Annotated in this window: 23 protein-coding genes; 4 read left to right on the top strand and 19 right to left on the bottom strand. The window is 60.7% G+C overall.

The features are described from left to right. The first annotated feature begins 427 nt into the window (after positions 1 to 427). Both AB7G19_RS14075 and AB7G19_RS14070 read left to right on the top strand, forming a co-directional pair. Positions 428 to 700 (top strand): hypothetical protein, encoded by a 273-nt coding sequence (locus AB7G19_RS14075; RefSeq protein WP_354130726.1) that lies wholly within the window; start codon positions 428 to 430, stop codon positions 698 to 700. A 32-nt stretch (positions 701 to 732) separates the two neighbouring features. Further along, positions 733 to 1,602, top strand: a complete 870-nt coding sequence (locus AB7G19_RS14070; protein WP_354130725.1) for an NAD-dependent epimerase/dehydratase family protein — start codon at positions 733 to 735, stop codon at positions 1,600 to 1,602. 43 nt (positions 1,603 to 1,645) lie between these two features. Here AB7G19_RS14070 and AB7G19_RS14065 read toward each other — a convergent pair whose 3' ends face one another. The 14 genes from AB7G19_RS14065 to AB7G19_RS14000 form a co-directional block, all read right to left on the bottom strand. Then, on the bottom strand, positions 1,646 to 2,206 hold the full coding sequence (locus tag AB7G19_RS14065) for a sugar transferase (RefSeq protein WP_354130724.1): 561 nt from the start codon (positions 2,204 to 2,206) through the stop codon (positions 1,646 to 1,648). Next, complete coding sequence (locus AB7G19_RS14060) at positions 2,203 to 3,129, bottom strand: NAD-dependent epimerase/dehydratase family protein (protein WP_354130723.1); 927 nt, start codon at positions 3,127 to 3,129, stop codon at positions 2,203 to 2,205. Before AB7G19_RS14060 ends, AB7G19_RS14065 begins: the two co-directional genes overlap by 4 nt. A 109-nt stretch (positions 3,130 to 3,238) precedes the next feature. After that, positions 3,239 to 4,465 (bottom strand): glycosyltransferase family 4 protein, encoded by a 1,227-nt coding sequence (locus tag AB7G19_RS14055; protein WP_354130722.1) that lies wholly within the window; start codon positions 4,463 to 4,465, stop codon positions 3,239 to 3,241. A gap of 53 nt (positions 4,466 to 4,518) precedes the next feature. Continuing rightward, positions 4,519 to 5,601 (bottom strand): non-hydrolyzing UDP-N-acetylglucosamine 2-epimerase, encoded by a 1,083-nt coding sequence (gene wecB / locus AB7G19_RS14050; protein WP_354130721.1) that lies wholly within the window; start codon positions 5,599 to 5,601, stop codon positions 4,519 to 4,521. 50 nt (positions 5,602 to 5,651) lie between these two features. Further along, positions 5,652 to 6,920: a class I SAM-dependent methyltransferase gene (locus tag AB7G19_RS14045; protein ID WP_354130720.1), complete on the bottom strand. Its 1,269-nt coding sequence runs from the start codon at positions 6,918 to 6,920 to the stop codon at positions 5,652 to 5,654. A 109-nt stretch (positions 6,921 to 7,029) separates the two neighbouring features. Next, positions 7,030 to 8,064 (bottom strand): polysaccharide biosynthesis protein, encoded by a 1,035-nt coding sequence (locus AB7G19_RS14040; RefSeq protein WP_354130719.1) that lies wholly within the window; start codon positions 8,062 to 8,064, stop codon positions 7,030 to 7,032. After that, a complete protein-coding gene (locus AB7G19_RS14035) occupies positions 8,051 to 8,929 on the bottom strand; it encodes a dTDP-4-dehydrorhamnose reductase family protein (RefSeq protein ID WP_354130718.1) in 879 nt (292 codons plus the stop codon). The genes AB7G19_RS14040 and AB7G19_RS14035 overlap by 14 nt, the downstream gene beginning before the upstream one ends. Then, positions 8,926 to 9,597 carry a glycosyltransferase family 2 protein gene (locus tag AB7G19_RS14030; RefSeq protein WP_354130717.1) on the bottom strand — a complete coding sequence of 224 codons (672 nt, stop codon included), beginning with the start codon at positions 9,595 to 9,597 and terminating at the stop codon, positions 8,926 to 8,928. The genes AB7G19_RS14035 and AB7G19_RS14030 overlap by 4 nt, the downstream gene beginning before the upstream one ends. Positions 9,598 to 9,794: 197 nt before the next feature. Then, a complete protein-coding gene (locus AB7G19_RS14025; protein WP_354130716.1) occupies positions 9,795 to 10,616 on the bottom strand; it encodes an NAD-dependent epimerase/dehydratase family protein in 822 nt (273 codons plus the stop codon). Positions 10,617 to 10,652: 36 nt separating this feature from the next. Continuing rightward, positions 10,653 to 11,879: a class I SAM-dependent methyltransferase gene (locus AB7G19_RS14020; RefSeq protein ID WP_354130715.1), complete on the bottom strand. Its 1,227-nt coding sequence runs from the start codon at positions 11,877 to 11,879 to the stop codon at positions 10,653 to 10,655. Continuing rightward, positions 11,876 to 12,436, bottom strand: coding sequence for a dTDP-4-dehydrorhamnose 3,5-epimerase (gene rfbC / locus AB7G19_RS14015; RefSeq protein ID WP_354130714.1), 561 nt, complete (start codon positions 12,434 to 12,436; stop codon positions 11,876 to 11,878). The genes AB7G19_RS14020 and rfbC overlap by 4 nt, the downstream gene beginning before the upstream one ends. After that, a complete protein-coding gene (gene rfbG / locus AB7G19_RS14010; RefSeq protein ID WP_354130713.1) occupies positions 12,433 to 13,521 on the bottom strand; it encodes a CDP-glucose 4,6-dehydratase in 1,089 nt (362 codons plus the stop codon). The genes rfbC and rfbG overlap by 4 nt, the downstream gene beginning before the upstream one ends. Next, positions 13,522 to 14,292, bottom strand: coding sequence for a glucose-1-phosphate cytidylyltransferase (rfbF, locus tag AB7G19_RS14005; protein ID WP_354130712.1), 771 nt, complete (start codon positions 14,290 to 14,292; stop codon positions 13,522 to 13,524). It abuts the gene before it with no gap. A 170-nt stretch (positions 14,293 to 14,462) separates the two neighbouring features. Beyond that, positions 14,463 to 15,413: a hypothetical protein gene (locus AB7G19_RS14000; RefSeq protein ID WP_441267883.1), complete on the bottom strand. Its 951-nt coding sequence runs from the start codon at positions 15,411 to 15,413 to the stop codon at positions 14,463 to 14,465. A 234-nt stretch (positions 15,414 to 15,647) separates the two neighbouring features. On the opposite strand from AB7G19_RS14000, the gene AB7G19_RS13995 reads away from it, so the two are divergent. Both AB7G19_RS13995 and AB7G19_RS13990 read left to right on the top strand, forming a co-directional pair. Then, positions 15,648 to 16,970 carry a lipopolysaccharide biosynthesis protein gene (locus AB7G19_RS13995; RefSeq protein WP_354130710.1) on the top strand — a complete coding sequence of 441 codons (1,323 nt, stop codon included), beginning with the start codon at positions 15,648 to 15,650 and terminating at the stop codon, positions 16,968 to 16,970. A gap of 89 nt (positions 16,971 to 17,059) precedes the next feature. Continuing rightward, a complete protein-coding gene (locus AB7G19_RS13990) occupies positions 17,060 to 17,923 on the top strand; it encodes a Wzz/FepE/Etk N-terminal domain-containing protein (RefSeq protein ID WP_354130709.1) in 864 nt (287 codons plus the stop codon). A 40-nt stretch (positions 17,924 to 17,963) separates the two neighbouring features. Here the strand turns inward: AB7G19_RS13990 and AB7G19_RS13985 are convergent, their stop codons facing one another. The 5 genes from AB7G19_RS13985 to AB7G19_RS13965 all read right to left on the bottom strand — a co-directional run bounded on the left by AB7G19_RS13985 (position 17,964) and on the right by AB7G19_RS13965 (position 23,371). Continuing rightward, positions 17,964 to 18,977: a glycosyltransferase family 2 protein gene (locus AB7G19_RS13985; RefSeq protein WP_354130708.1), complete on the bottom strand. Its 1,014-nt coding sequence runs from the start codon at positions 18,975 to 18,977 to the stop codon at positions 17,964 to 17,966. Positions 18,978 to 19,252: 275 nt separating this feature from the next. Further along, positions 19,253 to 20,521 (bottom strand): hypothetical protein, encoded by a 1,269-nt coding sequence (locus tag AB7G19_RS13980; protein ID WP_354130707.1) that lies wholly within the window; start codon positions 20,519 to 20,521, stop codon positions 19,253 to 19,255. A 138-nt stretch (positions 20,522 to 20,659) separates the two neighbouring features. Next, positions 20,660 to 21,991: a hypothetical protein gene (locus AB7G19_RS13975; protein WP_354130706.1), complete on the bottom strand. Its 1,332-nt coding sequence runs from the start codon at positions 21,989 to 21,991 to the stop codon at positions 20,660 to 20,662. Positions 21,992 to 21,996: 5 nt separating this feature from the next. After that, entirely contained in the window at positions 21,997 to 22,860 is an 864-nt protein-coding gene (gene purU, locus AB7G19_RS13970; RefSeq protein WP_354130705.1) for a formyltetrahydrofolate deformylase, read from the bottom strand. A gap of 100 nt (positions 22,861 to 22,960) precedes the next feature. Further along, positions 22,961 to 23,371, bottom strand: a complete 411-nt coding sequence (locus AB7G19_RS13965) for a hypothetical protein (RefSeq protein ID WP_354130704.1) — start codon at positions 23,369 to 23,371, stop codon at positions 22,961 to 22,963. Positions 23,372 to 23,380: the final 9 nt, after the last annotated feature.

The following is a 23,380-nucleotide window of genomic DNA, read 5'->3' as shown; positions in this document are numbered from 1 at the left end:
TCGCGCCACATGGCGTCTTTCGCGCCCTTATTGTCAATCGGACGTTTGGCGACCATTCGGCGCAAGCCGCGCGTCCCGATTGCCGACGACGGGAGCGATGCCGTGGTTACGGCCTGGTAACCCGAGCATCCCGACCTTGGCCGCTTTTATTTGTACGATTGTACAAAGAAAATGGACCTGTCAACGAAAAAGCCCCGCTGCCGACCAAGCCAGTTTGTCGCGCCCCTTGGCACAGTCTAGAAAGCGGCCGGCCGCGTGGATGGAGGATTTCGTCTTCCATTGCAGAATTTGAACATCGTGGGTGATGGCAATTGGGTATGCTCGTACCTATCTCGAATAAGCCAATTTTACCTTGTTGAAGGCTACCCTCGTTGAACGCCGGCCATCCGGCACCCAAGCTCCTGTTTCTGCCCGGCGCGCCCACACGATGATCATGCGATTTCGGTCCCTTCTGCTCCTCCTCGCGATTGCTGCGGGGCTGTCGGGCTGCGGCACGGTCAACGAGAGGCTGTCAGCCGGAATGGGCGATTATGTCCCGCAATGGGCCGGCGGGCTGCCGGCGGACGCCCCGCCGCGGCCAGGCACGCCGCAATACGACGCATGGATGAAGGAACGGGAGCAGAAGCGGCTCCAGCCCGCAGCGCCACGCGACGAGGCCAAAACCGGCCAGAGCAGGCTTGACCCCACGCAACAGCGTTGATTGTAAACGGCGGTTGAGGGCGGATTAACAGCATGCTGGACGGCAGCGCAGCCAAGCAAACGGAATGTCTCGTGATCGGCGGCAGCGGACTGGTCGGCGGCTACCTCGTCGACCATCTCGCTCGCCGGCATGGGCGCGTGTTTGCCGTCTCCCGCTCCCCCCGCAGAGCGACCGCCAGCGTGGAGTGGATTCAGGCCGACCTGGCGCAGCCGGACACTCTGAAATTTCCTGCCGTCACGACGCTGTACTGTACCGCCGACGCAATCCTGCTCGCCAAGACATTACCCGTCATCCTCGCATCCCCGATTAAACGTGTCGTGGCATTGAGCTCAACCAGCGTGCTCACCAAGCAGGATACTGAAGTTGCGGAAGAGCGCGAGACGATCCGAAACCTGACCGAAGCCGAGCAGATCATCGCCAGGCTCTGCGAAGAGCGCGAGGTCAGCTGGACCATCCTGCGACCGACCCTGATCTACGCAGAAGGACGGGACACCAACATCACGCCGTTGTCGCGGCTGATCCGGCGCGCCGGCTTCATGCCGATCGTCGGTGGCGCGAAGGGTCTTCGGCAGCCGGTGCACGCCGAGGATCTCGCCATCGGCGCAATCGCTGCAGCCGAAAGTCCGGCAGCGCGCAACAAATTCTATTCGCTGCCGGGCGCGGAAACGCTGCCCTATAGTGAAATGATTGGCCGGGTGTTTGACGGCATGGGTCGCCCTCGGCGGCTGGTTTCCGTCTCCCCGTGGCTGTGGCGCGTCATATTTGCGATGGCGAAACCGCTGTTTCCCACGGCAAACGTCGCAATGGGCTTGCGGATGATGAAGGACATGACGTTCGATGCGACGCCAGCGATCGAGGATTTCGGCTGGAATCCAAGGCTATTCCGTCCGGTCTTCGATTAAGCCGTATTGGTCGCGACGTCGAGCGTGAGCCCCGGATTGCGCCTCAGGTCTTGACGATTTGGTCGACGCCGACGCCCTGCCCGCGCAACGTCGCCCAGAGCAAGCCGAGATCGCCCGCAAAGCTCTGGGAGTTTACGTATTGGCCATCTAGTTCGGCGAGCCGATCCGCGTTCGACATGTCGACTCCCCGAACCTGGGCCAGCCCGGTGATGCCGGGACGTACGTTGAGCACGCCCAGCTTCCGTCGCGCCTCGACGAGCTCGACTTGCGACGGCAGGCACGGCCGCGGACCGACCAAGCTCATGTCGCCGGCCAATACGTTGAAGGCCTGCGGCAGTTCATCGACCTTGAAACGCCGCATGTGATAGCCCAGTCGCGTGACCTTCGCCGCGGAGACCTGATGGGTCGGAAGATCGCCCGTGTCCGAGGCCATTGTCCGGAATTTGTAGCAGGTAAATGGCTGCCCATTCCTACCGACGCGAACCTGGCGGAAAATCGCACCCCCCCGGCTATCGAGCCGGATGGCAGCAGCGACAATCAGGAAGATTGGCCAGAGCAGCAGCAGGAGCGCCGCGCAGACCGCGACATCGAGCAGACGCTTCATCTGGAAGACGCCTGCACCATCGCGCGCAGCCCATCCTTTGTTTGCACGCTGGGAGACCACCCGACGCTCTGAAGATCGGCTGAACTTGCGACAAGCTCGCGTCCGATGCGATCCCAGAGCCAGCGGCGGCCAGCAGCAAAAACCAGCGCCCGCACGGCAGCCGGCGGAATCCGAACGAGATTGCGCGGCCGCCCGGACGCCTCGCGCAGCGTCCCGATCATTTCCGCCAGCGTGATCGGCTCGGGATCACAGACAATGAAAGTCCGATTGATCGTGTTCGGATTACCGAGGCAGAACATCACCGCCTGCACGAGATTGTCGATCGAGAGCAGCGAACGGCGATTCTGGAAGGAGCCAAACGGCAGCGGCACGGGCAGCGACGCAATCCGCATCATCATGGCCATGTTGGCCTTGGCTCCCGGGCCATAGACGATGACCGGCCGCAGAATGGTGTACGGGACGCCAGAGTGACGAATTTCCTCTTCCGCCGCGAGCTTGGCCCGGTCATAGGCCGTGATGGGCCACGGCTCGTCCTTCTCGGAGACGACGTGGTCGGCGGCAGAGCCCGCCTGTGCGCCAATCGACGACATGAAGATGAGGCGCTTGATCCCGCGCTGCGCACAGGCCTGCACCAGGTGCGCCGTCGCCACGCGATTGGCTCTTGTGTACTGGCCGCTGTCGATGTGAGTGCGATGAGCAATGGCTGCGAGGTGAATAACGGCGTCGATGCCATCGAGAAGCGGGGCCCAATCCACCTCGCGCTCGAGATCGGATAGCTCTGCCCATTCGCTTCCCGGCGCATTGGTCAGCGAGGTGGGCTTGCGGGACGCGGCCCGGACGAAGTGGCCGTCGTTTGCCAGCGCATTGGTCAGGGCAGACCCTATGAAGCCGGAAGCACCAGTCACCAATATCCGCAACGACATCCGCTCACTCGCCCCCACGGCCGAGAAGACAGAAGCTTCCGCTCTGCCAGAATGTTCCACTAGGTGGTGCACGCGAACCGCTCCCGGACGATGATTCTCGACATTCTCATCACCCTTGCGGCGCCGGCTCAGCCGCGGACGCTACAATCTGCTGCACTGCAGCAGAAGACGAAAACATCGAGCGACCCAGTTCCCGCCCCCGCTCCGACATAGAATGCCGCAATCCTTCATCATCCATAAGTTGTTCTGCGAGTTCCTTCAACTCGGTAACGGAGTTCCCGACATACACCTTCCCCACCTGCTCAGCCTCGATCAACCTCATCAGGTCGGTGCCCGGATTGACGCGCGCGAGAACCGGCACCCCATATTGCACGTAGGAGACGAACTTACCCGGAATATTGTGCGTTTTATGGTCGGGATGCAGCGCGACCATGCCGACGTGGCACTGCGCGAGAAGGCCCGGAATCTCGCTAGAATCGATCTCGCCGAAGAACAGCGCGTTGCTGAGATCGCGTGATGCTTTCTCGGCCTCGAGGCGCGCAAACTCGGTACCGCGCCCGACGAACAGGAACCCGATATCGGTGCGGTCGCGGAGGCTGTGGATTAGGTCGATGAAGATATCCATGCCCTGGGCCACGCCCATATTGCCGATATAGACGAAGATCTTACGGCCGGCGAGCGGCGTATTCTTCACCACGATGCTGCTGCCGACGTCGGACGTCACCTCGAGCCAGTTGCGCAGCACCTCGATACGGCGCGGGGCGCGCGCCCACTTCTCGAGGTAGTGGAGATTGGACTCGGTCTGCACGCCGATCACCTGGGCGACGCTGTACTGGAATGCCGCAATGGCCTTGAAGACCAAATAGACCGGTCCCCGCCGGACCAGGCCGAGGTCGACCGCCCATTCCGGAAAGATGTCGCGCAGGATGAGATAGGTCCTTGGCTTGTTCCTGCCCTTCGATTTGCGCTGCAATTTCGCAATCAGCGGGCCGAAGAAGATCGGTGGCGAATACCACACCAGAAGGTCCCAGTTCGCCGAGGCAAACGGGCTGCGTCGGAGGTTCAGATACATGGCGAACGGCAGCCACATTTCGGCGATGGCACGCCGGACAAACGACGGCGAGCGCGTCGGCGGCGCAGCCACGCGCAATACCTCGACTCCGTCGAATTGCTCTACCACCCACGGCTTATCCGACGTCGGCGACGGAACGATGACAACCGGCCGATGTCCCTGCGCGGCAAACTCCCTCGAAAGATCCCGCAATTGCACCGCCGCGGACGTCCGCAGCGGCGGATAGTCCGTCGAGATCAGGGCAATCAGCAGGCCACGGTTCATGTCAGTGCTTCACAGGATCAGCGGCGGCGGCTCGCCGCCGCTCGCTGCGAGGCTCAGAAGAAATTCGTGATCTTGGTGCGGATCGCATTCACCACCACGGACGAGGGCGAATAATCCTCCTCGAACTCGTAGCGCGCGTTCCAGGGCAGGCTGACCGCCAGCGTCACCGCCTCGACGATGTTCTCGGCCTCCATGCCCGAAACGATCGTGGCGCCGCTTTCGAGCGTTTCCATGCGCTCCGTCGCCATGCGCAGGCTGACATTGGGCACCTTGTAGAACAGCCCCTCCTCGGCCGCAGTGCCGGAATCGGAGAGCACCACGTAGGACTGCTTCAGCAGCTGGTTGAAATCGTAGAAGCCGAGCGGCGCCATGATCCGGATGTTCGGCGGCACGTCGATGTTCTTCAGCTTGCTGGTCGTGCGCGGATGCATCGGGAAGATGATCTCGCGCTTGAGTCGCTGGTTGAGAACGCCGAGCGCCTTGAAGATATTGGCGAGATTCTGCGGATCGTCGACGTTCTCGCTGCGGTGCGCCGTTACCAGGATGTAGCTCTTCGGCTCGAGGCCGAGGCGCTTGAGGATGTCGCTGTTCTCGATCTCCGGCATGAAGGCCCGCATCGCCTCGAACGTCGTGTTGCCGGTCACAATGATCTTGGAAGGGTGGATGCCCTCACGCAGCAGGTTTTCGCGATGGTAGTGGTTATAGGGCAGCAGGACATTGCTGATGTGATCGATCAGGATGCGGTTGCGCTGCTCGGGCATGCGGCGGTCCCACGCGCGCAGGCCGGCTTCCATGTGGAAGATCTTGATGCCGCGGTGCGACGCAGGCAGCACGCTCAGGCCGCTATAGGTGTCACCGAGGATCAGCAGGGCATCGGGCTTCACCTTCTCCATCAGCGCGTCGGACTTCTTGATGACATCCGCGACTTCGGGGCCATAGCCCGAGGTGTCGATGTCCAGCTCGTAGTCCGGCTTCCGGAGCTTGAGGTCCTTGAAGAAGAACTCGCGCAGCTCCGGCGTGAAATTCTGGCCGGTGTGGACCATCACATGATCGAAATTGTAGTCGTCGAGCTTCTTAAGCGTCGACCACATCTTGATCATCTCCGGCCGCGTACCGAAAATCGACATCACCTTCATTTTGCGTGTTCCGTATGGCTTTCGTTGAACCGGTGCTTGAGAGCGTGACCTTAGGCGTCGGACGGCGGAAAGATCGAGACCTTCGGCAGGGGCAGGATCATCCGCCCGCCCTTCTCCAGATAGGCTGCGTTTCTCTTCCTGATCTCGTCGAAGAAACTCCAGGCGAAGACTAGGAGATAATCCGGCGGATTGTCGCTGCCGAGAATTGAGCTCGGATGAATCTGGAAGTGCGATTTCGGCGTGTAGAACCCGGCCTTCGCCGGCGCATCGTCGATCATGTAGTCGAGGTGATCGTGGCTGATGCCGCACCACTGGATCATGGTGTTGGCGCGACCTGACGCGCCGTAGCCGGCGATACGCTTGCCCTCGGCCCGCAGACGGTTCAACAGCCCGACCAGCTCATCGCGGTGGGCAGCGACGGTCGCGGAAAACGCCTGGAAGGTCTCGAAGCGATCGAACCCGCGCGCGCGCTCCTCCGCCTCGAGCGCCTTGACCGCGGGCGACACGGACGCGCTATGCTTGCTCCCCCTCTTGCAGGTGTAGAAACGGATCGAGCCGGCGTGGATCGGGATCGGCTTGATGTCGAACACCATCATGTCGTAGCGGGCGAGATGGTTCATCACCGACAGCAGCGAGTAGTAGTATAGGTGCTCATGATAGACCATGTCGTATTGCAGCTCGTCGATCACCTTGCCGAGGTAGTGCACCTCGAAGGCGAACACGCCGTCCGGACCAAGCGCAGCGGCAACCGCGCGCGTCGTGCCCTGGATATCGGGAATATGCGCATAGACGTTGTTGGCCATGATCAGATCGACGCCGCCATGCTCGGCGGCGACGCTGCGCGCCACGCTCTCGGTGTAGTAGTCGTTGACCACCTTGATGCGCGGGTCGTTGATGGTCGCGACCACGTTGGAGGCCGGATCGACGCCGATCACGGTGCGAATGCCCTGGTCCGCGAGCGGACGCAGAAGCACGCCGTCATTGCAGCCGAATTCGAGGACCGTCGCCTTGGCCGGATCGAGAAAGCGCATGGTGACCTCGGCCGCATACGCGCTGAAATGGTCGCGCAGGGTTCCGATCGATGACGAAAAATAGAAGTAGTCCTTGAACATCACGTCGGCCGGCACCTTGTCGGTGACCTGCACGGCGTAGCAGTCCTTGCAGAAATGCAGGCGCATCGGAAAAATGGATTCGGTCGCGAACTGCTCAGGCTTCAGGAACCCGCCCGCGAGGCCGACCCTGCCGAAATCCATCACCAGTCCGAGCCGCCGGCTGTCGCAGAACGCGCAGCAAGGCTGGGCGGAATCACCCGGTTCCATCGCGAAAAGTCCCCTGTTCCCTGCCTACGGCAGTGACCTTGACACAACCGTCGGTAACGGAGGTGCGAGGTAGCATAACCATTTCGTCAGGTCGATAACCCGGGAAAAACTAGATCTCTGCAATTTCGCCGTCCGCGCCTCGCAGATGCCGCTGGATGAAATCCAGCTTGAGCAGCAGCGCCTTGACGCCGTCAACAGTCAAACGTTCGGTATTATGTGACGTATAGTCGTCGAGGGTCGAAATCTCCCGCTGGCCGTCGGTGAAATACATCGCGTAGTTGAGATCGCGATTGTCGGCCGGAATCCGGTAGTAGCGGTCCATGTCCTGGACGCGGGCCATCTCCTCGCGTGAAACGAGCGATTCGTAGAGTTTTTCGCCGTGACGCGTGCCGACGATCTGAACCGGATTGTCGGCGTTGAAGAGCTCCTTGAGCGCCTGAACGAGGTCGGCGATCGTGGCTGCGGGCGCTTTCTGCACGAAGATGTCGCCCTGCTGGCCGTGCTCATAGGCGTGCAGCACCAGCTCGACGGAATCGTCGAGCGACATCAGGAAGCGCGTCATGTTCGGATCGGTCAGGGTCAGCGGCTTGCCGGCCTTGATCTGCTGAACGAACAGCGGGATCACCGAACCGCGCGACACCATGACGTTGCCGTAACGGGTCGCGCACAACAGGGTCTCGGACGGCGACTGCTGGCGTGCCTTCGCGACCATCACCTTCTCCATCAGCGCCTTGGTCTGCCCCATGGCGTTGATCGGATAGACCGCCTTGTCGGTCGAGAGCACGACCACCTTCTCGACATTGTTTGCGATCGCCGCGCTCATGACGTTCTCGGTGCCGAGAACATTGGTGCGGACCGCCTCCAGCGGATAGAATTCGCAAGACGGCACCTGCTTCAGCGCGGCGGCGTGAAACACGTAGTGTGCGCCCTTCAGCGCCTGATGGATGGAATCGTAGGCACGCACGTCGCCGATGTAGAATTTCAGGCGGCTGTTGTTGAACGCCGTGCGCATCTCCTCCTGCTTCTTCTCGTCGCGGCTGAAGATGCGTATCTCGGCAACGTCCGTCGACAGGAAGCCCCTGAGGATGTGCTGGCCGAACGACCCCGTTCCGCCCGTGATGACTACAACCTTATCCTTGAACATCGGGTCCCACCGAACTGAATTTGTCGCGGTACATTGCATCCACCAGCGCCGGCCAGTCCGGCGGCTTGTACCCGGTCGCCCGCTCGAAACGGTCTGCGATCAGCGAGCGATCCGGCGCCGGCCGATCGTCAGCTACCAGATTGATGCTTTTGCCGTAACGCTGGGCAACCAGCAATAGCAGATCGAACTTCGAGATCGGCCGGGATGCGACATGGTAGATGCCGCAAAGGTCCAGCCGCGGAATAACGATATCCCGGATCATATCCGCCAGCACGATTGTCGGGAAGCCGGAGAAGATCGCCCGCGTGAAGGCGCGGCATTCGCCCTGTTGCGACAGAAACCATTCCAGCAATCCGCTGCCGGACTGCAATTCGTGGCCAATGATCGACGTCCGCAGGGTGATGGCGTGCGGCGCATCGATTTCGCCGAGGAATTTCGACGTCCCATAGACGTCTTCCGCATCCGGCACGTCGGCCTCGGTATAGGCGCCGCGGTGGCCCGCGAACACGCCATCCGAGCTGATCTGGACGAGACGAGCTCCGGCGCGCCTGCACAGATACGACAGGCGTTGCGGCAGCACCGCATAGATCGCAACCGACCGCATGGGGTCGGCGGGCGCAGGCCGGCCGACCGCGATGCAATTGACGATGACCTCGGGGCGAACCTCATCAAACAGCTCCGCCTGCTGCCCCGGATCCTCAATATTGCCGACCACAGCCAGACGCCCGGCATTTGCAGGATCGAACAGCTTGCGGGCCGTCTCCTGCCGGATCGTCCCCGTGACCTGCGCACCAGGCATCCGCGACAGGCTGCGAAACACCGCATTGCCGAGCAGACCGTTGGCTCCGAGTACGAGCACCTTCACGGCATGCTCCATACCGATGGTAGTGAAGCCGATTCGCTCTTCGGATGAACTCTAACCGAAAATAGCTCGCGCGGGTCGCTCGCCTTGCTGGACCTGTCAATCAACGACAGCCAAAGCGCGTCATCTGCAAAGAAGAGTTTCTCGAAACCGGGTATTCCTCCATCACGATCATAGTCGGCTGACCGCATCACAAAGCCGGTTCCAAAGGTATCCCGATTAAAGGTAAGGCGGCTCTCGAGATAGTCAGCCGCCGTCTCAATCTCCGGCACGCCAATGCAGCTGCGTATCGTCCTTCCCTGCGAATTGATAGGCCGCGCCCCGGTCTGATAGAAACCACTTTCTGGATGCTTCGATATCAACTCAGTGATCGCCAGCAAGAAATCGGGATCGAACTTATCGTCATGGCCGATCATGGTCATGAATTCTTGCTTGGGAACATCCTTTACCCGAGCCCAGCTTTCGACAATCGACAACGACGATGGCGAGGAATGGATCCGAATTCTGTCGTCACCGACGCTCCTTAACCATTCGACGGTTTGGTCTGTACTTTGGCTGTCAAGAACCAGCAGATCGAAATGGGGATAAGTCTGCGCCAGGATACTTTCTACGCACTCCTTGACATAAGGCCATCCGTTCCGGACCGGCAGAAGAACGCTGAATTTGGTCAAGACAGGCATCGCGACCTCAGCTTGCGATCGACGGCAACAAACGGGAGGGACGGATCAGCGATCGTGTCCAGCCATGGCCCTTGTCGTCTCCGGTCCGCTCAAACTGGTGCAATCGCATCAACCATGACCTCGCCAACCTTCGAACTTACCGTGCAACCAGGAGAGGACTTGGACAAGCGCGAGTGCTGGATATAGCACTAACTCGACGGCTCTCCCCAGAAGACCATCGGCTCGTAGTCGGCGTAGGGCAATTCGCCATATTTCGGCGTGATGCGCCAGCCATTTTGCCGAATTTTGGCCTCGACGAACTCGCGCACCGAGATGGGATGGCCCGAGCAGACGTTCACCGGTCCGCGCTCGGCCGGCGCGAGCGCAAGCGCCACCAAGCGGCGCGCGACCTCCTCGACCGGCAGATAGTCGCGCAGTTGCTCGCCGCCCGACATCGGAAACTCTTCCCGGCCAGCGAGGGCTGCAGCCTTCAGGGACGGCAACAGCGACGTTGCTGGCTGGTCGTCACCATACATGTAGAACAGCCGGGCCCAGGTCAGGCGGAAGGGACGGTCGGTTTGCAGGGCCTGCAATTGCCGCCGGAGGGCATCCTTGGCGACGCCGTAAGGCGTGGTCGGACGTGTCTCGGCCGCGGCTGCGAGCGCTCCCGACTGCAAGCCATATTCGAGACAGGTGCCCGCAACCACGAGCGTGGACAGGCCGTTGCGGACGGCGTTCTCGAGCAGGGCAACGTGGCGCGGCAGCTCGGTTTCGACGTGATATTGCGAGCGATAATTGGGCAAGCCGCCCCAGGCGAGATGCAACCACACGTCCGCGCGATCGAGCGCCGCAAAGCAATCCGCAGGCGGATCGACAAGATCGAGCGGCAGCCATCGAAGCTTTGCCGTACCCGATCCCGCCAGTGCGCCTCCGAGCCGTCCACTGGCGACGACTTCGACGTCGTGACGGGCAAGCTCGGCCAGCACATGCCGACCGACAAAGCCTCGTGCGCCGGTAACAGCAACCTTCATCAGACCGTCCACTGCAAGAGGCGTGTCATCGCCCACTCAGACAATGTCCAGCGCCGGCACCGCCGTGACGAAGCGAGTGTCGGACAATCCCGCGCTTCGCAACTGGTCCATCACCTCGGACTTCAGATTCCAGGGCAGGATCACGACGTAGTCGGGCCGGTCGGCAAGCAGCTTTGCTTCTTCGACGATCGGAATCCGGCTGCCGGGCATATACCTGCCCTGCTTAGCCGGGTTGCGATCGACCACATAAGCGATGAGGTCGCGGCGGACACCGGCAAAATTCAAGAGCGTGTTGCCCTTGGCCGCCGCGCCATAGGCGGCCACGCGCTTGCCCGCGCGCTTCGCCTCGACCAGGAAGCCGAGCAGATCATCCTTCACCTTCTCGGCGCGCGATTGGAAACCGCTGTAGCCAGCCGCGGCAGACAGTCCGGCGGCGGACTCGCGCGCCAGGAGTTGCGCGATGCGGTCGGTGACCGCGTGGCTGCCGGATGCCGCGCGTTGCGCGAACACGCGCAAGCTGCCGCCATGGGTCGGCAGCTCCTCGACATCGAACATGGTGAGCCCGTTGTGGCGGAAGATCTTCTCTAGCGCCGTCAGCGACAGATAGGAGAAGTGCTCGTGATAGATCGTGTCGAACTGGTTCTCCTCGATCAGCCGCAGCAGATGCGGAAACTCGAATGTCGCAACGCCGCCCGGCTTCAGCAGATTGGTGAAGCCTGCGAGGAATCCGTTGATGTCGGGCACATGGGCGAGAACGTTGTTGGCCGCCATCAGATCGGCCTGCTTGCCCGCAGCCGCGAGCCGGGCGCCGATCTCCGCGCCGAAAAACTCCTCCAGCGTCTCGATCCCCTTCTCGCGCGAGGCACGTGCCGTGGAAGCGGTCGGCTCGATGCCGAGACAGGGGATGCCGCGGCTCTTCACATACTGCAGCAGATAGCCGTCGTTGGATGCGATCTCGACCACATGGCTGTTAGGCCCCAACTGGAAACGCTCTACCATGTCGGCAACATAGCGCTCGGCATGTTGCAACCAGGTCGTCGAGAAGCTGCTGAAATAGGCATATTCCGCCGAGAACAGCTCGTCGGCCTGCGCGAAGTCCAACGTCTGAGCCAGCCAGCACTGCTCGCAGACCATGACCTTGAGCGGATAGGTCTTCTCGGGCCCCAGTAGGCCTGCTGCGGACAGATAAGCGTTCGACGGCGGCGAGCTGCCGAGATCGATCAGTTCGAGCTTGAGCCTGGCGGCGCAGTGCCGACAATTCATGATGCTATTCCATCAAATGACGGCGGCAACAGGGGATGGCAGCGGTCGCGCTCTGACAACTCGGCCAGCGGCAACGGCCACGCGATGCCGACGCGCGGGTCCTCAACGTGAATCGCGCCCTCGCTCGCCGGAGCATAGGCGCAACTGTGAAAATAGAGCAGCTCGCTGTCCGGCATCAGCGTCTGGAATCCGTGTGCAAACCCTTCCGGGATCAGCAACGCACGGCCATTGTCCTCCGACAGTTCCACACCGTGCCATTTCAGGAATGTCGGCGAGCCTCGGCGCAAGTCCACCGCCACGTCGAAGACCTTGCCGCGGATGCAATTGACGAGCTTCATTTCCACGTGCGGCGGGTGTTGAAAATGCAGGCCGCGCACCGCGCCGCGCGCACGGGTCAGCGTCTGATTGATCTGGGCGATGGATTTGCTCCAGCCGGCCGCCCCCAATTCCTCGGCGCAAAACAGGCGGCTCAGAAAGCCGCGCGCGTCCGACAGCCGGCTGCGCTCGACGAGCTTTAAGCCTGCGAGCGGCGTGTCGATGACGGCGAAGCGGCTCATGCGGAGGGTCCCCGCGCGGCGGCCATCTCGAAATCCGCCATGTCCTGCAGGCAGAGGCCACGGACGTCCTGCTCCTCTTCGCAGCGCCGATACCAGGTCAACGTCCGTTCGACCGATTGTCCGAGCTGCCAGCGCGGCGCAATGCCGAGCGTGTGCCGGGCCTTCGCCGTCTCCAGCGCAAGCCAGCCGGCCTCATGAGGCCCTTCCTGGCCCCCTCCCCACGTCATCTCACCCTTGCCGTAGGTCTTCCGCGCGAGTTCCACGACGTGGCGGACGCTGGCCGCTTCGGACGTGTCAGGACCGAAATTATAGGAACCCGCGAGGTCCGGGCTCAGCCAAAGGCGCTCGGCCAGCCGCAGATATCCCGCCAGCGGCTCCAGCACGTGCTGCCAGGGCCGGAACGCGTCCGGCCGCCGCACGATCAGGGACTGATTGGTGCTCCAGGCACGCACCGCATCAGGGATCAGACGGTCCTCCGACCAATCCCCGCCACCGATCACGTTGCCGGCGCGAGCCGAGGCCAACGCCACCCCGGCGCTGGCAAGATAGGAATCGCGATAACTGGCGATAACGATCTCGGCGGCAGCCTTGCTGGCGCTGTAAGGATCGTGCCCGCCCAGCGCATCCGTCTCCCGATAGGGATAGACGTGCTCGATGTTGCGATAGACCTTGTCCGTGGTGATTGCGACCACCACGCGAACGGACGAGGTCGCACGAACGGCTTCCAGCAGGTTCGCTGTGCCCTGAACGTTGGTTGCGAACGTCTGCAGCGGCTCGCGATAGCTCGTCCGCACCAGCGCCTGTGCTGCCAGGTGCAGCACCACTTCGGGCTTGGCGGCACGAACCCGCTCCGCGAGCAGCTCGGCGTCGCGGATGTCGATCGAATGACATTCGATCAGCTCATCGATACCGGCGAGTTCAGCAAGACTCGGTGTCGTGGACGGCGGCAGGCTGATACCGACCACACGAGCACCAAGCCGCTGCAGCCAAAGCGCGAGCCAGGCGCCCTTGAAGCCGGTATGTCCCGTGAGCAGGACGCGACGGCCGGCCCAAAATGAAGGATCGGGATTGATCTGCCCGGTCATCTACCAGATCTTCCAGGGCGCCTTGCCGCTCGCCCACAGCTCTTCCAGCAGGTTCTTTTCCCGGAGCGTGTCCATCGGCTGCCAGAAGCCATGATGCGGATAGGCCATCAGCTCGCCGCGCGCGGCTAGTTGGGTCAAAGGCTCATTCTCCCAGGAGACCTGATCATCCGCGACGAGATGGATGCAGGCAGGCGACAGCACGAAGAAGCCGCCATTGATCACGGCGCCATCGCCGCGGGGCTTTTCGGCAAATGCCGTTACCTGGTCTCCCGACCGCTGCAGCGCACCGTATCGCCCAGGCGGAGTGACTGCGGTAATCGTCGCGAGCTTGCCGTGGCGGTGATGGAAGTCGATCGAACCGCGGATATCGACGTCGCTGAGACCGTCGCCATAGGTAAAGCAGAACGCCTTTTCATCCCTGAGATGGTCGGCGACGCGCCTCAGCCGGCCCCCGGTCATAGTGTCCTCGCCGGTATCAATCAGCGTGACGCGCCAAGGCTCGGCTTTGCGCTGATGAACTTCCATCTGATTCTGTGTCATATCGAACGTGACGTCGGACATATGAAGGAAGTAGTTCGCAAAATACTCCTTGATTACATAGCCCTTGTAGCCGCAGCAGATCACGAAATCATTCACGCCATGCGCGGAATACAGCTTCAGGATGTGCCACAGGATCGGGCGGCCGCCAATCTCGACCATCGGTTTCGGTTTGACGGAAGTCTCCTCGGAGATTCTGGTCCCAAGGCCGCCTGCTAGAATAACGGCTTTCACAAGTGGTATCCCGATGTTCTGATATCAGGCTGGTAGTGGTTCAAATTGACGCGGATTGTCAATACCGGAGCATTATTCGATTGTTCTCGTCAATGCACCCGATACGCCGGCCCCTTTGGCCGCGGCACGCCCGAATCTTCCACGGGCGTGCGGCTACCCCGCGGCCTTGATTAACCAAACCTGGGCGGCGGGGGCCTGTCATCGTCCCAGTTCCAGGGATGAACCCAACTGAGCTTTTCCAGATATCGGCGATGTGCAAGGCCTGCCTCGCAGAAGTTCGCCGTGCGGTTGTCCGCAACGACAAGATTATCCTGCTCGCCCACCCGGAATGTGGAAGACAACTTCCATTCTGGTATTCGATACACCCTGCCGAGCCGATCGACGACAGCGGGTTGTAAGCCCTGTGTCAGTATCTGCTTCGTCATCGAGCGGCGCCCACTCTCGAATCCGTAAGTATCGGATTTCGATGTGAAGCTTGGCAGGTCCAGGGCGAGGAACCGATCCCGTTCCATCATGAATGCATTCGTTCGAAGATGAGGGTTAGGAAACCGGCCAAAGCGGTAATACCTGACCGCGTAATCGAGCGGAGCGGCGAGATAAAGTCTGGCCGCTCCTCCCCTGCCCGTGCGAGCTTTGTCGCCGTCAGGCGGCACATGCTCGACGGATTGGTGAAGTTGAGCCGGCAAGCCCAGCATCCTTCGCACCAGGAAAACCATCGTCGCCTCTGGGCCGGCGGTATTTGCGGCCCACGAGCCCGTCGCACCGACCACACCGATTTCGGGGCTATCCAGGGCCCGATCGAAATGTTCCAACCAATTGTGAGCCAGAATCTGGCTGAATGTATTGAGGAACAAGAGACGACGGTTGGGCACGAGCTTGGCTGCCTTCACGTACGAGCCGACGTCAAAGCCCTGGTCGTCGACCTCCAGGGCGTTGATTGGAACACCCGCGAACAGGCTCTGCGCCCGCGCCAAGGTTTCCCGATCCGGAAACCCCTTGAAGACAACGGTAAGGTCGTGATCCCGGCCCGCGGGATGACCGCGATAGCTCTCGAGGAAACGATGAACCGGTCGGTCTCCCTCGGCAAAGCGACAAAGATAGATGATCCCTACGTCCCGCACGGCCGTTCCTGTATCCGTCGATACGGCACGGCATCCCGCACCTTGCTGTTGACCTACACAAGAGGCGCTCCATCGCCAAGCTGATTCAGTTCTTGTCGGCGGTTTCTCCCGCCCGTATGTTCCGCTGCGGACGATCGCAGAGGCCTGCATCCGCTCTCGGCTGTCGATTCCCAGCCACAACAGCGCAAGCCTATGTGACTGACGGCCAGGACGCCGTCGTCTTTTCGGAGTCAAATGAAGACATTTCGTCGGTACTTGAACCGCAACTCCATTGGGGCTGCCAGCGTTTTTTCCGCGCTGGTCGCCGGTGCGGGGTTCTCATTCCTGTTCAATGTGCTGCTTGCCCGCATGATTGGCGCCTCGGGCGTCGGCCTCTATTTCATCTCGACGACCATTGTTGACATCGGGGCGACCGTCTCGCGCCTGGGTCTGGAGAGCACCGTTCTGCGCTTCACGGCCATCGCGAATGATAAGGGCGACCGGGCCAGTCTCGCGGCGCTCTACCGAAAGAGCCTCGGGTTGGCCGTCGGCGCCGCAATCATCATTGCCATTCCAGCATGGTTGATCGCTTCAATGACCGGCCTCGGGGGGAACAGAGCCGGTGAGTTGCGCGCCATGCTTCCGCTTGTCGTTCTATCGTTCGCTCCGGTCGCCGTGCGAGCCATCCAGGCCGAATTCTACAAGGGAATTGGCGCCCCCGGGACCGGCGCCTTGTTTCATTCGGCCCTGCCTCCGCTCGTCTTGCTGGTCGGAGGCGTGATTATGTGGCAAGTCGCGGCGATCGATTTTCAGGATGTCGTGCTCGCCTACATTGTCGTGGCCTTTGCCGCGATGATCGTCGCCCTTGCGGCCTGGAGCCGCCGCATGCCCGGCATTTGGCGACAGCAAGGCACCTTCGACACACGGCTGCTGCTGCGAACCAGCCTGCCATTGCTGTTGGTCAGCTTTGGATATCTCGCGATGAACTGGACCGACATTTTGGTTCTGGGCGGCTATTCTGATCCTAGCGAGGTGGGCTTCTATGGTGTCGCGCGCCGGCTCACGATCTTAACGACCACTTTTGTGATGGCGTCCGTGAACAGCGTCGCAGGGCCGCAGTTTGCGGCCCTGCACGCTCAGCGCAACGATGCGGCATTGGCGCGGCTTGCGCGGCAATGCACGTTTTCGATGCTGGCGGCCACGCTCCCGGTCATACTGGCTCTTCTGATTTTTCCAGAGATCGTTCTGGGACTGTTCGGGCCACAGTTTGAACAGGGAGCCTGGCCACTCCGCATCCTAGCGCTTGGCCAACTGATCATGGTCTGTATTGGACCAGTTGAAACCCTGCTCATCATGACTGGCCACGGCAAGCAAATGCGCAATATCATCGGAGCGGCCGCCATTGCCAACGTCATCGGCAATCTGCTGCTGGTTCCCTCATACGGAGCCATCGGCGCGGCTTGCAGCACCTCAGCTTGCCTGATCGGGATGGAGATCGCTTGTCTATTGATGGTGCGACGAAAGTTAAATATTACGACCTGGAGCGCAAAAGCGCCGCAACCGACCGGTGACAAGTAGACGCCGACTATGCGGATTGCTGACTACCCGGAAGTTGGCAAGAGCCGCCGCATCGCCTGGGCTGTTTCTAACTCTGCTGGAGACACAACTTGACTGCAGAAGCCATGGACGCCGACGATGCGAGAACCAGTGCTGCGCGGCCTTCCTGCACTCCGTCGAATGGTGTCCCGTCGCTTCGCGATTTCGTCGAGATCGTTTGGCGCAACCTGAAACTGCTTCTGTTCGTTCCAGCTTTGGCGGGCCTCGGAGCATTTGCAGCCACGAGCGTCACGCCAAAATGGTATACGAGCGCAGCCTATTTGACCCTTGATGAATGGGGTGCCCGTAGTGCCGACGCGATCATGCATAGCCCGCCGGTGCTGGATGCCGTGAGCCGCGCTATTGGCGACTCTGAGCAGGCATCCGACGCGCGCCGGGAGGCACTGGATCGCAATCGGCGTATTGTCGTTGCGCCGGGAAATGTTGAGGGAGCAGCGAAGCTATTTCGCCTCGAATACTCGGATCGAGATCCGCGCCGCGCGCAAAAGATCAACGAGGCGTTCATCTCCGCATGGATAGAGGCGGCAAAGCCTCCGCCCGACGCTCCGTCAAAAGTCAACGCGGATATTAGCCGAATTCAACTACGATTGACTTCCCTTTCCGAATTGCTGGACGATCTGTTGAATCGGGTGCAGGCTGCGGTTGACGCGAACCAGAAAAATAAAAATGAGGTCGCAGTGAGAGCCAGGGACCTGCTGCTCGCCAATCATCTGGATTTCGCGGACGTTGTTGCAGTCCTCAGATCAATGCGCAGCGTATCGCGGGCGCTGGTGATCAGCGAGCCGAGCCTGCCGCAGGAACCGAGCTGGCCCAAAAGGACTATCGTTAGTATCCTGACGGCCTTTGCCGCAGGCTTGATCGCATTGATTTTCGTGCTTTTGCGCGCAAGTCGGCGAACCTCCGTTACCACCTGACGCCGCCCGCCGGCGGGGATGCGGAGGACCGCCGGCGCCTCTACTGCGCATGCATCCAGAACCGGCGGTACATTTCCCAGAATGGAAGTGCCATCTTGCGCATCGGCGATGCGTTGAGCGCCTCAATTAACCTGATCGTCAATGAGCGCCGAATCGAGGCGGTGGCTGCAGGTGCACGTTGCTCAAGCGATGCGAACAGCCTGTTCGCCGTCTCAGGGTCAATCCTGCGTCCCTTCTGGCACGCTTCGAGCAACGCCAGAATGTACAGATTGTTGTGATATCTTTGCATGAAGTCAGGGAAATTCTGGACGACTATGGCCCGCGCAGCTGCATCGGACCGGACATAATCTTCGACAAAATCCGCAAACTGGTTGAGCCCCAACAGGAGGGATGGCCAGGACGACGGCTGAGTTGTGGACTCCTTGCGAGCATGCATTCGGACACTACAGAGCTCGGCTGCATCGAACGCCTTGTAGCCGCCTCGCATCAACGACAGCCACAGAGCATCGTCTGCAAAGAAGAGCCGCTCAAAATGAGGAATTCCGCCGATACGATCGTACTCGGCCGACCGCATGACGACGCCCGTGCCGGTTATGTCCCGCTGATACGTGAGCCGACCTTGCAGATATTGAGCAGGGCTCTCTCGCTCGGGAACGGGCCGGCATCCCCGAATGGTTTTGCCGACCGAATCAATCAGGCGAAATCCAGTTTGATAGAGCTTTGCGTCCGGATATCGGTCGATTTCACGATTGATGGTCAGCAAGAAGTCGGGATCGAGCGCATCATCATGACCAATCAAGGTCATGTATTCCTGCTTCTCGACAGCGGTCGCTCGCGCCCAGCTATCCACGATCGACAACGCGGAGGGCGAGTAGTGCAGCTGGATGCGGCTATCGGCCAGTGACTTCAACCAAGGAACGGTGTTGTCCGTGCTCTGATTGTCCAGAACGATCAGCTCAAAATCGGGGTACGTCTGCGCCAGGATGCTTTCGACGCACTGCCGCACATATGGCCAGCCGTTTCGGACCGGCAAGATGACACTGAAACTCCGCACGACGATTGTCCCCGTCCCGGCTCACAAGTTACAGGCAACACTCTCTCCCCTTCCCATCAAGCCGCAAAGATTCTTTACAGCCCATTTGGCGGCGGGTCGGCTCAATACCCGGAACTCCGGACAGGCGCAAGTTGCTTGCGATCGATCGCAATTGATTTCAGTAAGTTCCGCGCGGCGGATCGGTGCAGAATCGTAAGCAAACATTACTTTATTTTCCTCCGCCCGACCACAGCAAGAAGCCAGGGGAGAGAATTGCTACGTTAGATTGCCGCCCGTCATACTTTCCCGACTCGCGACAGGTGGCGCGTCTCCTCGAAGCTCGCAACCAGCAACGCAGCCCAGATCAGCATTCCCGAGGAGGAGAAAAGCAGCGGATTCGTAGCGCTCATGCCGAGATAAGCCAGGAAGCCGGTCGCCTGAGCGCGTCGCGCTGTAGTGGACCTCATCAGGAAGGCACGCCCGACCGGATAAAGCACAAGCGCGAGCATGATGGACGCCCCGACCAAACCGAACGATCGGATCATTTCGGGATACGTCAGTTCGGAGATGAAGTAGAAGTTCGAGCCGGTCGTTTCAAAATCCGGCAATCCGGACGCACTCCACTTGTAGAAGGCCCCCAGGCCCTGCCCGAAAATCAAATTAACGGGATCGCTGAAGATGCGGGCGTAGTCTCCAAGAAGCGTCAGCTTCGTTTTGTTGGACAGTTCCGCCGGATTGAGAAAAGCCATCAACTTTCCGATGAAGGGCAGGCTCAATGCGATCAGCGTCGCAAGACTGATGAGCACATTGCGCCCTGGGCGCCGCGTGTAGAGTGTCCACAGAAAAGACGGTAACAGTAATGCCACTGCCATTGTATTACGCAGGCCGACCATGAGCATCGCTATGATACCGAGCGCGGTCAGCCCCCAATAAGCCAGCCTCTGGCGCTTTTCGGCGCCGGACATCGCGCAATCAAAATAATACGAAATTGCAATGGTCAGCATCGGCGCCGTCGCGAAGGCGACTTGAGTGAATGACAAGCCCTCGCCGTAGCTGCGGTAAGATACAAGAAATATCCCAGTGCGTTCTCCCCATTCGTGTATGGGTTCAAATATGTCGGGATGAAGCGACAGGGCAATAAAGATTGAGATTGTAAAAAGCGCGAGAACCGTGAGCGCGGCGCTCAAGACGGGTAGCACGTCGGTCTGGTTGATGAACAAGATAATGGCGAGCAAGACGAAGAGATAGCTCTTCAGGAGGGCGAACCCCGCATAGGGCTCCACGCCATTCACAAGATAATACCAGACGATCGACAGAACCGGGATCAGGATAAGCAGCAGCGTCATGATCAAGAGATCGACAGGCAACTGAATTCTTCCGTGCGCCAAAACGCCAACAGCCAGGGTGGCGGGCCACAGCGCCAAGAATATCCAGACCTTGAGCCCAAGCACCCGGTCAGCCGGATCGAACACGCAGACAAGAACGAATGCAACGATCAGCGCTCGTGCAACGAAGCGCGCGCGGCTCAGAAGCGCGGGGCTCGCATGCTCGATGATGGCCTTCAAGGATGCCCTCCGTCCTGATGCATTTGGCGACGATTCGTCGGCTCAAACCTGCGCTGGATTGGTCTCGAGGACGTCAGCCGTTTCCCGGAGGGAACAGAGTCTTCTTGCGGCAAGTCGGAGAAAATTGCCAGCGCAAATTCATCCCTTGTCCGTCTGCGACGGTTCCCGCGGCATCAGGTACCAAAGCAGGAAGAGCAAAGCTCCGCCATGCGTCAGCAGGGCCGTCGAAAGCGGAACGTTCAGGAGGTTCTGCACGAGCATCGCTGCCGAGACCAGGACGAAAGACGGCGGCAGGCCGGCCGATGCCCGATTCCCGAAAGCAATCGCCACGCCGCAGAAGAAGACCGTGATCGGCGCATACAGCACGCCGACAGAGGCAATTCCCTCGGTCGCAAACAGCGAGGCGTTGTAAGTCCCGCCGTTCGGGAAGTATTTCAGCATCACGACCCCCAACTGTTCCTGATAGGGACAGCCGATGACGGGCTTCACGGCGTTGATCTGACAGAAGTGGGTGACATCGTGGTTAGCGAAAAATTCGTTGTAGAGGTCGAGCGCGAGTGATGGGACCGCGAACATGCGGAGGTTTACGATGAAATGATAGACTCCTGCAAATCTAACGACTGGACCAGTGCCACCAAGGAAGGTGAAAAGCAGCACTCCGGCCATGATCGGCAACAACAACGACAACACAACCACCACCCTCGCCTCGAGCAACCTTGCGAGCACGGCCAGGACGATCAACCAGGCGGGCGCAAAGAAAGTCATCTTGCTGACAGCAATCGGGTAGTAGAGGAGCATGAGCACCACGACCGCGCCGGCCCGCCAGAATGCGTTCCGCGCGATGCAGTACGCAAACAGGAACGGCAACAGCGCGCCCGAGGTCATGCCGACCAGATAGTTCACGCTCGTCGGCAGTGCGTCGGTCCGCATCGTTGATGCCTCGCCGGGCGACACGAACCTGAAATTGTAGGCCGCCCCGACGATGACGGTCGCCGCGCAAATCAGGAAGACGGCCACAAGAAGGCGATCGAACGATTTGACCGACAGCTTTGGAATCTGCGGCAGGGGTGACCTCAGGAATAGCGCAGGCAGCAGAAAGACAATCGCCGATGCGGCGGCAGACAGCCTCGCCGTCTCATGGTCATAGGTGCGGAGCGAGAAGAATGTCAGCCACACATAACCCAGCACCACGGCGCTGAGATAGAAACCCACGAAGTAGCCAAGGCTGAACTCGGCAACTACGAAAAGCAGAAAGACGGGCGCAAAGATCGCGACCGTCAGCAGCGCCGGCGCCAGCGCACGGGAGTCGTAGGCGATTTGATATGCGGTATAAACCTTCGAGACGTTTGCGGCGGAGACGCAGAAAACGGCAATGGAAAGCCCGATCAGGACCGCCAGGATCGGGCGCGTCGACCAGGCTGCGTTCGCGGAGCCGGAACCCGGCAGGCCGTTGGCATGATTCGGCGGCAAAGTCTTCAGTCCACGAACACGACCGTCTTGCGGCCGTTGAGGATCACGCGGTCGTCGAGGTGATAACGGATCGCCCGCGCCAGCACGCGGCGCTCGATATCACGGCCCTTGCGGACGAGATCCTCCGGCGTGTCGCGATGGCTGATGCGCTCGACGTCCTGATCGATGATCGGGCCCTCGTCGAGGTCGCGCGTGACGTAATGGGCGGTCGCGCCGATCAGCTTCACACCACGCTCATGGGCCTGGTGATAGGGCTTAGCGCCCTTGAAGCCCGGCAGGAACGAGTGATGGATGTTGATGCAACGGCCGGACAGCTTGGCCGACAGGTCGTCCGACAGTATCTGCATGTAGCGGGCGAGCACCACGAGATCGGTTCCGGCCTTCGCGACGAGATCGAGGATCTGCGCCTCCTGCTCGCTTTTGGTCTCCTTGGTGACCGGCAGATAGTGGAACGGGATGCCGCCGAAATCGAGCCCGGCATAGACCTCGCGCGGATGGTTGGAGACGATCGCGGCCAGGGTCATCGGCAGCTCGCCGGTGCGCCAGCGGTAGAGGATGTCGACTAGGCAGTGGTCGGACTTCGACACCAGCAGCATCACCTTGCGATGCGCGGCGCGGTCGCGCATCTGCCACTCCATGCCGAAGCGCTCGGCGATCGCGGCAAAGCCGGTCTGGAGCGCGGACAGTTCCACCGCACGATCGGCCGCGGTGAACACGACGCGCATGAAGAACTTCTTGGTCTCAACGTCGTCAAACTGCTGGGCGTCGAGGATGTTCTGTCCATTGTGGGCGAGGAAGGTCGAGACCGCCGAGACGATGCCGGGGCGATCCGGGCACGAGAGGGTCAGAACATATTGGTGATCGGGCATGGCGCTGACTGAACTTTGGAGGGCTCGACGAAACTCTGGATTCCGCACCTGCTCTATCATCGGCGCTGCCCTTGCGCCAACCTCTCAGTTGAGTTCGGCGTTACCAGGGACAGGGGTGCGGCTGCTTCCACCATCCCGACTGGTGCGCATTGACCTCGATGATGCACGTCACGGGCTCGCCAGACTGACTGAAGTGGTAAAGCAAGCCATAGCTCTGCCCTGTGTTCGATACGTAGCGGGCGGTCTCATCTAGATCACGAAATCTAACGCGCGAACGAAACGTGACGCCGCTGGTCGCGAGCGCCTCGGTGAGCTGTGCGATTGGAACGTCACTCCCAGGCAGAAGGGGATATTCTCCCTTTTCCTTGTAGTAGTCATCCAGCAATCCCATGACCAATCGGGCGTCCCAAGCTCGCCTGAGATAGATCGCGGGTCGATGCAAATACAGATACCCGAAATAGGCCGACAGGACTGACACCGCGACAGCGGCCACTTTGCAGAACTGACGCATGGCCTGCTA

This window comes from Bradyrhizobium sp. 215_C5_N1_1 (genome assembly GCF_052075935.1).
Taxonomy (GTDB): domain Bacteria; phylum Pseudomonadota; class Alphaproteobacteria; order Rhizobiales; family Xanthobacteraceae; genus Bradyrhizobium; species Bradyrhizobium barranii.
This window is presented reverse-complemented; position numbering and strand designations above follow the sequence as displayed.

Coding starts and splice junctions, on each gene's coding strand:
- AB7G19_RS14075 (WP_354130726.1), top strand. CDS start 428: ATGATCATGCGATTTCGGTCCCTTCTGCTCCTCCTCGCGATTGCTGCG.
- AB7G19_RS14070 (WP_354130725.1), top strand. CDS start 733: ATGCTGGACGGCAGCGCAGCCAAGCAAACGGAATGTCTCGTGATCGGC.
- AB7G19_RS14065 (WP_354130724.1), bottom strand. CDS start 2,206: ATGAAGCGTCTGCTCGATGTCGCGGTCTGCGCGGCGCTCCTGCTGCTG.
- AB7G19_RS14060 (WP_354130723.1), bottom strand. CDS start 3,129: ATGTCGTTGCGGATATTGGTGACTGGTGCTTCCGGCTTCATAGGGTCT.
- AB7G19_RS14055 (WP_354130722.1), bottom strand. CDS start 4,465: ATGAACCGTGGCCTGCTGATTGCCCTGATCTCGACGGACTATCCGCCG.
- wecB (WP_354130721.1), bottom strand. CDS start 5,601: ATGAAGGTGATGTCGATTTTCGGTACGCGGCCGGAGATGATCAAGATG.
- AB7G19_RS14045 (WP_354130720.1), bottom strand. CDS start 6,920: ATGGAACCGGGTGATTCCGCCCAGCCTTGCTGCGCGTTCTGCGACAGC.
- AB7G19_RS14040 (WP_354130719.1), bottom strand. CDS start 8,064: ATGTTCAAGGATAAGGTTGTAGTCATCACGGGCGGAACGGGGTCGTTC.
- AB7G19_RS14025 (WP_354130716.1), bottom strand. CDS start 10,616: ATGAAGGTTGCTGTTACCGGCGCACGAGGCTTTGTCGGTCGGCATGTG.
- AB7G19_RS14020 (WP_354130715.1), bottom strand. CDS start 11,879: ATGAATTGTCGGCACTGCGCCGCCAGGCTCAAGCTCGAACTGATCGAT.
- rfbC (WP_354130714.1), bottom strand. CDS start 12,436: ATGAGCCGCTTCGCCGTCATCGACACGCCGCTCGCAGGCTTAAAGCTC.
- rfbG (WP_354130713.1), bottom strand. CDS start 13,521: ATGACCGGGCAGATCAATCCCGATCCTTCATTTTGGGCCGGCCGTCGC.
- AB7G19_RS13995 (WP_354130710.1), top strand. CDS start 15,648: ATGAAGACATTTCGTCGGTACTTGAACCGCAACTCCATTGGGGCTGCC.
- purU (WP_354130705.1), bottom strand. CDS start 22,860: ATGCCCGATCACCAATATGTTCTGACCCTCTCGTGCCCGGATCGCCCC.
- AB7G19_RS13965 (WP_354130704.1), bottom strand. CDS start 23,371: ATGCGTCAGTTCTGCAAAGTGGCCGCTGTCGCGGTGTCAGTCCTGTCG.